Origin of the sequence: Chryseobacterium sp. JM1 (assembly GCF_000737715.1) — a bacterium.
In the GTDB taxonomy this organism is placed as follows: domain Bacteria; phylum Bacteroidota; class Bacteroidia; order Flavobacteriales; family Weeksellaceae; genus Chryseobacterium.
On the sequence record NZ_JPRN01000029.1, the window covers coordinates 1 to 9,499 of the forward strand.

Below are 9,499 nucleotides of genomic sequence, written 5' to 3' on the forward strand. Positions count from 1 at the left end.
TAAAATTTCGCGCAGATTTTATTTTATTAATCTGCTTTATCCGCATCATCTGCGAGAGAAAAAATTTAAACCATTAAGATTCTGTTAAGCTTTTAAGAATATTAAGTTTGAGCTTCGCTTTAAGACGTACAGCTTAAAAAATCATTTGATTTTGTCTTAACTAATCTTACTTCCCTCATTGATCTTAATGTTTAAAAAAGTATGAATTAAAGTCTGTTCCATCATCAAAATCTGCGTGAGGAAAAAGAAATTATTTTCAGGTTCTAATGAAATATTTTTTTTATTAACCATTGATGGCATGAATTTTCACAGATGTTTACTTTTTATGGATCAGTTTCAAAACTTGGGGAGCAAGGTTTTTTTAAACATTAAGACATTAAGATCTTAAAAGATGGGGTGCTTAAAGAACTTAAAAAAAATCAATTTATTGATTTCTTCATTCATAACAATAAGTAAACGGCTTAAATCCTTAATGTTTAAATTAACCTGAGCTCGGAATAAGAAGTAAACATTAAAAGGTTTGAAGATGGAAGCTCGAGGATGAAAGTTATTATTAGGCATCCATTTTTAAGAATGATCATCAAATTTTAATGTCAAACACTATTAAGCGCTATGATCGCCAAATATTTTTAATGAGACTTGGAAAAATTGTTCGCAAAAATATCAGAATCAATGAGCTTGTGGCCATTGAATTAAACGATACGAATGACAAGGATATTGACATGAAATTTTATCCCGAATTCAGTTTACATTAAGAAATAAACTAAAGTTTATTGAGGTGAAAGAAATTAAGGTCAATTTTAAACAGGCTATAGTTTTGATTGTATTTATTTTATTCCCCAATTTTGAGATTAATTCCTCTTTATGGAGATGTTTGATCGGATGAAGTAATCGCATAAAAAAAGAAGCTGATCCCATGGACAGCTCCTCTTTTTCTGTGTTAAACAACCTTCAAATACCAAAACTTCTCTATAGTAATTTGTGTTTTTTTATAGTGGCTTTCGAGAAATTCAGCCAAAGGTCATACATACACTTATATTAATTCATCACTTAGCTTTTAAGCAATTATAGTTTTATAACTTTACACCTACAATTACTCTTTTTATCCGCATAAAATTAAAACTGTGTTTATGATTTTAATTTTATCCGTTTTTTCATTTGTTGTTTTTGTTGGTACAAAGTAACGACATTGCAGGAAAAAATAAATCACAAAGGGCATCGATATATATCGATAAAAGCATAGATGTTTATCGACGCAATGGTTTGAATCGTGTGAAAATGAAGAACGGATGGTAAAAATTCTAGATTTTATGGTGTGTTTTCACCAGATCGATCAGCTCGACGAGATTTTCTATTTTTAATTTCTCAAATATGTTTTTTTTGATCGTGCTTACCGTGTTCTGCTTGATATTCAACTGATTGGCGATTTCAAGGTTTCCATTCCCTTCTGCGTACATTTCTGCGATCTGCAGTTCCCTGTTCGTTAAGGGGCTTAAAGGATTGATCAGATCCGGATTATGAACAAACTGTACCATCAAGTTCCGGGAAAGAGCAGAAAAGTATTCGCCTTTCTGTACCATGTCGGAGATTGCCTGTCTTATTTCTTCCTCTTCGCTTAATTTGCTTACATATCCATTGGCTCCGGCTTTAATAAATTTAAGGACATGCAGATCTTCTTCAAGGCCTGTAAACACCAGAATTTTAATGTTTGGATTCGCTGCTTTCATCTGTGACAGGATGTGCAGACTGTTCCCATCCGGAAAATGGGCATCAATGACGGCTATTTCCACGCCTTTTGATTCTATCAGTTCTACGATCTGCAGCAGAGACGAAGTTTGATAGACCCTGGCATTCGGAACGATTTCGTCTATAAGAATTGCCATTCCCTGGCGTACAATGCTGTGATCATCCGCTAAAAGGAATACAATTTCTCTATCTTCAATTGGTTCCTCCATTATTATTCAAATTTAAATTGATACTGAATGTTACTTTTGTTCCTTTATGCAGTTTACTTGAAACCGCGATCTCTCCGTCGAAAAGTTCGATAATTTCTTTACATAAACTTAGTCCGAGGCCGGCTCCAAAATTATTAATTTCATCTGATATCATTCCCTGATAGTACGGTTCAAAAATTTTCTCGAGATCAGATTCTGATATTCCTACGCCTGTATCCGCGACAGTTGTTGTCAGCGTAATGATATTAGCGCCTTTCATTTCGGTAGCCATGGAAAGATCGATCTGTCCGTTTTCTGTAAATTTATTGGCATTCCCCAGAATGTTCATAAAGATCTGGTTCATTTTAATATTGTCTGAGCTTACCACAACATTTTCAGGGATTCTGTCGGTTACCAGAAATTTATTATTCCTTGTTTCGATGTAAGGTGTAATGGCTGTTGTAATAGCATTAATTTCATCTTTAAGGTTAAAGACGGTTTTGTTCAGCTGTTTTTGAGCTTCCTGATTTTTCGTGTACTCTAATATCTGGTTCGACTGGATCAATAATGTACTGTTGGTAAATTTTATTGATTTCAGATAGTCTTTTGTCGTCTCATCTTTCGTCGTTCTGTTGATCTTATCGATAAAAATATTAATAATTTTCAACGGAGACATCAGCTCATGACTGAGCATTCCCAGAATTCTGTTTTTAAAGGTAAGGCTCTTTTGAATCTCCTTGTTGGCAGCATTAAGTCTTAATTCGTAGATGAACGCCATTCTGGTAAAATACATGATCAGGATGGATACGATAAACATCAGGACCATTAATCCCAGGACCAGGTATTTTCTGATTCTGTTATTATCCGAACTCTGCTGGTTGTACTCTTTTTCCAGCTCTGATTTAAAGTCTTTTATCGCTTTTTCATAAACATTAATCAAGCCATTGCTGTACACCAGGAGTTTACTAAAATTACTGTAAAAATGGGCATTATCCCGCTGGCTTTTAACTGCAGACTGCTGAACCTTTCTTACCTCATCCGCATAATGCTTATCCATAGATTTGATGGCATTATCCATTTCAGATTTTACGTTGGAAAGATCTACCGTTTTCTTATTGGTCATGGTGATCACCGTACTTTCCTTCTGAACCTCTACTTTCCCCGATATGGCATCTTTCAGACGGCCCATAAAACCTTTCTTTTTAATGGTGTCAGCATAAGTATGGGTCTCTATCTTCAGATCTTCAAAATTGTTTTTATACTTTTTCAGCTCATAGGGCTTATCCTCCACTTTCGCCGGTGGATTCAGGGATGATTCGTAAGCAGAGTCTATCAGTACCTTCAGTCTTTTCACTTCCAGGGTATCTTTTTTCTGAATCGCAAGATTGTTTTTTAATCTTGGACGTATGCTTTCGTACTCCCCTATTTTATCAAAATTAGTCTTAAGCTTTTTAAGGGATTCAAAGTACAATTTAAGGTCTTTATCATCCTGACTGACCATATAGTTCTGCAAATGGTTTTGGGCATCCATGAAATCCTTTCTGGAATCATCGGTAAGCCCACCCAAAGCTCTGCTTTCCTCCAGCTGATCTTTAATGAATTTCAGTTTCTTTTCATTAACAAATTCGTTATAAAAAAATATGGCTATAATGACCTGTATCAATAAAATACATATGATCAGTGAGTAATGAACAATTTTCCTCAATTTAAAATTTAAGAATTTATTTTTCATATCTATTTATCAGCTAAATTAATTTTCTGATGACTTAAGTCTGTTGGCTATTAGTTTTAAACGATATAATTTACGTCAAAAAATCGAGTAATGGCGTATATCATTCAGGGAGCAAAGTTAAAGTAATTTTTGGCGTTATTTTACAGTAATTATCTGATATAACACAAGAATTTAATTATGCTATACATCAGTACAGAATATCCGATTCTGCGCAGACAGACAAAGAAAAAAGCAGGTTGTCATGAAAGTAAAAAAAATAATCGCATTATGAAATAAAAAATTTACAAAATCCCTAAAAGTACTATGAACAAACGATTCCAGAAATATGAATATAAATATATTCCTGAATTTTTACGGACAGAAATAAAACGCCAAAACAAGCAAAAATCATAAAAAATTCATTCTTATCATGACATGCTTTCATAAACATTGTAACTCCTATCAACATAAAGTATATTTGTATCATACTACTGCCCTATGAATGCACAGGAAATTCTGAGAACCCACATGAACAAAGTTGTTGATCTTACCGATGAACAGTTTGAGTATTTCTTCTCCCTGTTTAAACCTAAATCGTTTAAGAAAGGTCAGATCCTCATCAGTGAAGGCCAAAATGTGGATCATGAGTATTTCGTTCTGGATGGCTGTTTAAAGACATTCTATACCAATGACAGCCTGAAAATGCATATTCTCCAGTTTGCGACCCGTCAATGGTGGGCTTCCGATTATAATGCGCTGTACAATGATGAAAAAGCGTCTTTCAGTGTAGACTGTGTTGCCGATGCGCATACCCTTTGTCTTTATAGTGAAGACCGGGAAAAAGTATGCCGCGAAATCCATGAAGTAGAACATTTTCTCCGCTGGCGTTCCAACAGAGGCTATGTAGGACTCCAGAAACGGATTCTTTCTCTCCTGAATAATAACGCCCGCAGCCGGTATGAAGAATTAATGAAGCAACATCCGGAACTCTACAATCTTGTTCCTAAAAATCTGATTGCCGCCTATCTGGGTGTTTCCAGAGAAACCCTGAGCCGTCTGTATCAGTCCTAGGCATGTGATCTGCATCACAAAACGACAGCCTTTTTCTTAAAGTGATATAGGTCACACCCTCATCTTCTTTTTTTGCTCCAAATTCGTACTGTTATTTAAAGACAAAGAAAATGAAGCTATATTATCCTGTTAGCAGCATCTGCTATCTTGAAACCGGTAATTGAGGGAGCGGATTTTGAATTTTGGAGTGATTTTGGATTGCTGGTTGTTAGTTGTTAGTTGCTGGTTTGTAGTGAATAAAAATGCTTAATCTCAGTCTAAACCTTAGCCTCAACCTTAGCCTCAACCTTAGCCTAATGTCTGAAATCTAAAAAATATCTTAATCCGGACTCAGATGATATTACTTTTTATACTGACATGATCATGGTTTATTTTAAAGCAACCGTTCTTTTTAAATGATGTTCCATAAAGTTTTTGTCTTTCCAAACAATAAAATAATTTTTAAAATTCAATACAATGAAAACAACAGATTTCAAAGTACTTTTCGTACTTACATCGCACGAACAATTGGGTGAAACAGGTCTTAAAACAGGCTTTTGGTCAGAAGAATTTGCAGCTCCCTATTATTCACTTACAGATGCAGGTGTGCAGGTTACCCTTGCTTCCCCACTGGGCGGCAGACCACCTCTAGATCCTAAAAGTGAGCTTCCTGATTTCCAGACAGATGAAACCAGACGTTTCGATGCAGATGAAGCGTTACAGGAAAGATTATCTCATACCCTGAAACTTAGCGAGGTGAAAGAGGAAGATTATGATGCTGTTTTTTATCCGGGAGGTCATGGACCGCTTTGGGATCTGACCAATGATGAAAATTCAATTGCTCTGATTGAAGCATTTTACAGAAAAGGTAAGCCTGTAGCAGCGGTTTGTCATGCTCCGGGTGTATTAAGATTCGTGAAAAATGAAGACGGTACTCCATTGGTACAAGGGAAACAGGTAACAGGATTTGCCAACAGCGAGGAAGATGCCGTACAACTGACAGACATCGTTCCTTATCTTGTAGAAGATGAGCTTAAAAAGCTCGGTGGAATTTACAGTAAAACAGAAGACTGGCAAAGCTATGTCGTAAAGGATGGTCATTTGCTTACCGGACAGAATCCGGGATCATCTATCGCTGTAGCTCAAAAATTACTTGATTTACTGAACGGCCAAAACTCATAAGGATTTTACAATAATGAAGTTTAGACGGTCCGCGGCCTGCATGTTCCATGCAGGCCGCGGATTTTTATATTCTACAAAGCCAGAATGAGCGCACGCAAGTTTTATAAATTCTTGATTTTTATCAAGAGAAGCTCTCCTGTATTCCTCTACTTTTATCAAAAAATTAATCAATACAAACTGTTATGTTTATAGGACACTTCGGACTTTCATTCGCTGCTAAAAAACTGGCCCCAAAGGTTTCATTAGGAACTCTTTTTATCGCAACGCAATTTGTTGACCTTCTCTGGCCGTTCCTGCTTATTTTCAATATTGAAAAAGTAGCGATTGTGCCGGGTTATACAGAAACCAATGCTTTTGAATTCCTCTTTTATCCGTATACACACAGTTTGCTGATGAATATGGTTTGGGGAATCGTGGTAGGGCTTATCTATTGGTTTATAAAGCGGGACAAGCGAGGATCAATAATTGTTGGGCTTTGCGTATTCAGCCACTGGTTTCTGGATGTGATTGTGCATGTAGCGGACTTGCCTTTGACTCCCTTCAGTGATTATAAAGTAGGACTTGGTCTCTGGAATCATTTAGCAGCTACTCTGGTGATTGAAACTGCCCTGTTTTTGATAGGTACAGCTATTTATATCTCTTGTACAAAAGCCAAAAATAAAATAGGAAAATGGGGACTTTGGGTGTTGGTTATTTTACTTTTAGCAGTTAATTTCGGAAATGCATTTGGGCCTACTCCATCCAATTCAATAATGACTTTATTCGTTTCCTCTGTTATCGCTTCTGTACTTATTATTTCACTTTCGTATTGGGTGGATAAAAACAGAGAAGTAAAAGGATAATCAACAGTTTTTAATCAGAAACTTCTATTATGAATTTTCAATCTGACGCTTTCTTATTCTGCTGAATGTTTCAGCGGTCATGCCGAGAACGGAAGCTATGTATTGCAAAGGAACCTGGTTAAATAATGCTTTGTTATGCTGAAAATAGGCGTAATACCTTTCTTCGGCATTCATGGATAAGTGAGAGAACACCCGCTCTTCCATCATGGTAAAGCATTTGACAATGAATTTTTTTTCAATCTCAATCCATTTAGGGAATTCTTTGCAAAGTTTGCGGTAGTTTTCTTTGGTAATGGTTAATAGTTGAGTTTCAGTCAGAGCCTGTATAGTCCAGCGATTGGGCTGGTCGAAAAAGAAACCCATCACTTCTGTTATCAGGTAATTTTCTGTAGAAATCCATTGTGTGATTTCTTTTCCATCTGATAAGGTAAAAACCCTAAGAATACCGGACTGCACAATGCTTAATTTGTTGCAGACTTTATCTGATTCTGTGAAAATATCATTTTTCTGAAACTTTTCTTCAGTAAAATAGGAATACAGCATTTCCAGTTCCTGATCCGTTAGCTGTCCAAAATGTTCCTGTATTAATTTGCTAAAATTTTGCACGAAATATATTTGTAATAGGTACGAGAGTTCAAATATACAGAATAGTTTTTCAGTACCATTTCCTGATGACATCTATTTTGCAGCTTCATCCATTCAATTTTAAATGATCATTCAAAACACTTTATTCTTTATATTTGGATGGTATGATAAAAAAAATATTTTCCACGGTGATTCTTCTGAATCTCTTTTACGCCTGTCAGTCTCAGGATTCTAAAGTTGTGTTGATTGATAAGCTGGACAAAAGTTTCAAGGTTGCCCAATTTTATGAACCAAAACTGAAAAAAACAGATGATCTTTTATCTTCTGACGTAAAAAAGATGGATAAGAAAGCAGCAAAAAAAGCTCTAGAAACTGCCATGTTTGCTAAAGATACGCTGGCTTTTTACCCATCCAACGGAAGATTACCCTCTGAATTTTATGTAGAATCTACCAACGACTGGATGTCGAGGAAAGAGAAACCTGTTAAATACTTTGGCTATGCATACAGCACAGTTGCCTATGATGAGGAAAAAGATACGCTGGCTATCTTAAATAAAGTGGCATTTCCTTCTTTGGGCATGACGGAGAACAACAAAGGGGAATTCGTTTATTTAGTGGCCACCAAAACCTCAAAAAATAAAAATGATGTTGCCAACATTCTCAGTTTCCTGAAAAAAAATTGTACCCGAGTGAATATTGAAGATCAGTCATCAGAGAAAATAAGCTGCTGGGAAGATACAAATTTTTATTACGTGCTGTCGGCAACAGATGAAAAGAAAGAAGAAATTCTCTCCTACGATTTGTCAGGGAATAAAATTTCAAAAATGGTAGATGTTACAGATATCCGTTTAAAAATATATTCCAAAGACTATGTTCAGACGATGAGGAATGAGAAAGCATATCTCCCGGATTATTTACCGAATCGTAAAGAGAAATAGAGATGGGCGAAGGGATGGAAGTTACGATTAGTTTTGCATTTTCTGAATGTCAATTAATTTGGATTAAATACTTCTGACTTCCCTATGTATTAAAAGAACTCCTGAATTCCACAGGCGAAAGATTCGTTTTGCTTTTAAACAGCTTGGTAAAAGACTGCGGATGTTCAAAACCCAGTTCATAAGCGATTTCACTGATCGATAAATCTGTTACAGACAGCTTTTCTTTGGCTTTTTCAATCAGTTTGTCATGGATCATCTGCTGCGTGCTTTGTCCTGTAAGTGTTTTAAGAAGCCGGCTCAGATAATTGGAAGACACATTCAGCTCGTTTGCGACGAATTGTACAGTGGGCAATCCCTTTGAAACCAAATCATTGTTGTCAAAATAATCATTCAGAATATCTTCTAAACGGTCTAGGGTTTTATGATTGCTGATTTTCCTCGTGATAAACTGACGCTCGTAAAATCTTTCCGAATAGTTGAGCAGGGTTTCAATGTGTGAAATAATGATATTTTGACTGAATTTATCAATATTAGCGTGATATTCCTGCTGAATATTTTCTATAATTCCATTGATAATTTTTTCTTCTTTACTGGAAAGAAACAAGGCTTCATTCACCGAATACCCGAAGAAATCATATTGTTTTATCGTTTTGGCAAGTGATGTATTCCACAAAAAATCAGGATGAATCAATAACATCCAACCCGATTTTTCTGTCTGAGAATCTGCATCAGCCTCAATTCTGAAGACCTGATTGGGAGCAATGAAAAACATCGTTCCTTCATCAAAGTCATATGCCTGCTGACCGTATTTCAACTGACCATTGATTCCAATTTTCAGAGAGATCATATAGAAATCCAGCATCCAGCTGACCTCTCCAATATCAGCAGGTCTTTTCACGGCATTATAGTCAACGACACTGATCATCGGATGTTCAGGCGGTTCCAGCCCTCTTGAGCGATGAAACTCTGTAATGGTTTTTATCCTTTTTGTTGTGCGTTGTTCCATATGGATAAAGTTACGATTAGATTTGAGATTTTTAGATTTCAGACGCAAGACTTTTAGGTTAAGGTTGAGATGGAAAAATGTCAATGGCGGCTTCGAGAACCTCCTTTAGATTAGCAGAGGATAAAAGTTACTAACTTTAGAGAAAGAGAAAGCATTTAATTAAACTAAGAGTGCCTCCGAATAAGATTCATGGGCTGATAAAGAATTAAATGCTTTATTCATTTAAAACTCAAATAGAAATACGGGATTAA

Annotated in this window: 9 protein-coding genes; 5 read left to right on the top strand and 4 right to left on the bottom strand. The window is 35.9% G+C overall.

What is annotated here, in order from left to right; genetic code table 11:
* Window positions 1-632 precede the first annotated feature (632 nt).
* Window positions 633-755, top strand: coding sequence for a hypothetical protein (locus IW22_RS24755; RefSeq protein WP_262483645.1), 123 nt, complete (start codon window positions 633-635; stop codon window positions 753-755).
* A gap of 546 nt (window positions 756-1,301) precedes the next feature.
* Here IW22_RS24755 and IW22_RS23350 read toward each other — a convergent pair.
* Together IW22_RS23350 and IW22_RS23355 are read right to left on the bottom strand one after the other, a co-directional pair.
* The gene (locus IW22_RS23350; RefSeq protein WP_185113589.1) at window positions 1,302-1,955 is read right to left on the bottom strand and encodes a response regulator transcription factor; all 654 of its coding nucleotides are present in this window, start codon (window positions 1,953-1,955) and stop codon (window positions 1,302-1,304) included.
* The gene (locus tag IW22_RS23355; RefSeq protein WP_034732132.1) at window positions 1,939-3,666 is read right to left on the bottom strand and encodes a sensor histidine kinase; all 1,728 of its coding nucleotides are present in this window, start codon (window positions 3,664-3,666) and stop codon (window positions 1,939-1,941) included. The genes IW22_RS23350 and IW22_RS23355 overlap by 17 nt, the downstream gene beginning before the upstream one ends.
* Before the next feature lie 477 nt (window positions 3,667-4,143).
* Here IW22_RS23355 and IW22_RS23360 point away from each other — a divergent pair, with 477 nt between their 5' ends.
* The 3 genes from IW22_RS23360 (at window position 4,144) to IW22_RS23370 (ending at window position 6,719) form a co-directional block, all read left to right on the top strand.
* Window positions 4,144-4,716, top strand: coding sequence for a Crp/Fnr family transcriptional regulator (locus IW22_RS23360; RefSeq protein WP_034732134.1), 573 nt, complete (start codon window positions 4,144-4,146; stop codon window positions 4,714-4,716).
* A gap of 456 nt (window positions 4,717-5,172) precedes the next feature.
* The gene (locus IW22_RS23365) at window positions 5,173-5,877 is read left to right on the top strand and encodes a type 1 glutamine amidotransferase domain-containing protein (protein WP_034732143.1); all 705 of its coding nucleotides are present in this window, start codon (window positions 5,173-5,175) and stop codon (window positions 5,875-5,877) included.
* 182 nt (window positions 5,878-6,059) lie between these two features.
* A complete protein-coding gene (locus IW22_RS23370; protein ID WP_034732144.1) occupies window positions 6,060-6,719 on the top strand; it encodes a metal-dependent hydrolase in 660 nt (219 codons plus the stop codon).
* 27 nt (window positions 6,720-6,746) lie between these two features.
* Here the strand turns inward: IW22_RS23370 and IW22_RS23375 are convergent, their stop codons facing one another.
* On the bottom strand, window positions 6,747-7,325 hold the full coding sequence (locus IW22_RS23375; protein ID WP_185113590.1) for a Crp/Fnr family transcriptional regulator: 579 nt from the start codon (window positions 7,323-7,325) through the stop codon (window positions 6,747-6,749).
* 143 nt (window positions 7,326-7,468) lie between these two features.
* Here IW22_RS23375 and IW22_RS23380 point away from each other — a divergent pair, with 143 nt between their 5' ends.
* A complete protein-coding gene (locus IW22_RS23380) occupies window positions 7,469-8,242 on the top strand; it encodes a hypothetical protein (RefSeq protein WP_034732145.1) in 774 nt (257 codons plus the stop codon).
* 82 nt (window positions 8,243-8,324) lie between these two features.
* On the opposite strand, the gene IW22_RS23385 is transcribed toward IW22_RS23380, so the two are convergent.
* Window positions 8,325-9,248, bottom strand: a complete 924-nt coding sequence (locus tag IW22_RS23385) for an AraC family transcriptional regulator (RefSeq protein WP_034732146.1) — start codon at window positions 9,246-9,248, stop codon at window positions 8,325-8,327.
* Between the last annotated feature and the right edge of the window lie 251 nt (window positions 9,249-9,499).

Coding starts and splice junctions, on each gene's coding strand:
- IW22_RS24755 (WP_262483645.1), top strand. CDS start 633: ATGAGACTTGGAAAAATTGTTCGCAAAAATATCAGAATCAATGAGCTT.
- IW22_RS23350 (WP_185113589.1), bottom strand. CDS start 1,955: ATGGAGGAACCAATTGAAGATAGAGAAATTGTATTCCTTTTAGCGGAT.
- IW22_RS23355 (WP_034732132.1), bottom strand. CDS start 3,666: ATGAAAAATAAATTCTTAAATTTTAAATTGAGGAAAATTGTTCATTAC.
- IW22_RS23360 (WP_034732134.1), top strand. CDS start 4,144: ATGAATGCACAGGAAATTCTGAGAACCCACATGAACAAAGTTGTTGAT.
- IW22_RS23365 (WP_034732143.1), top strand. CDS start 5,173: ATGAAAACAACAGATTTCAAAGTACTTTTCGTACTTACATCGCACGAA.
- IW22_RS23370 (WP_034732144.1), top strand. CDS start 6,060: ATGTTTATAGGACACTTCGGACTTTCATTCGCTGCTAAAAAACTGGCC.
- IW22_RS23380 (WP_034732145.1), top strand. CDS start 7,469: ATGATAAAAAAAATATTTTCCACGGTGATTCTTCTGAATCTCTTTTAC.
- IW22_RS23385 (WP_034732146.1), bottom strand. CDS start 9,248: ATGGAACAACGCACAACAAAAAGGATAAAAACCATTACAGAGTTTCAT.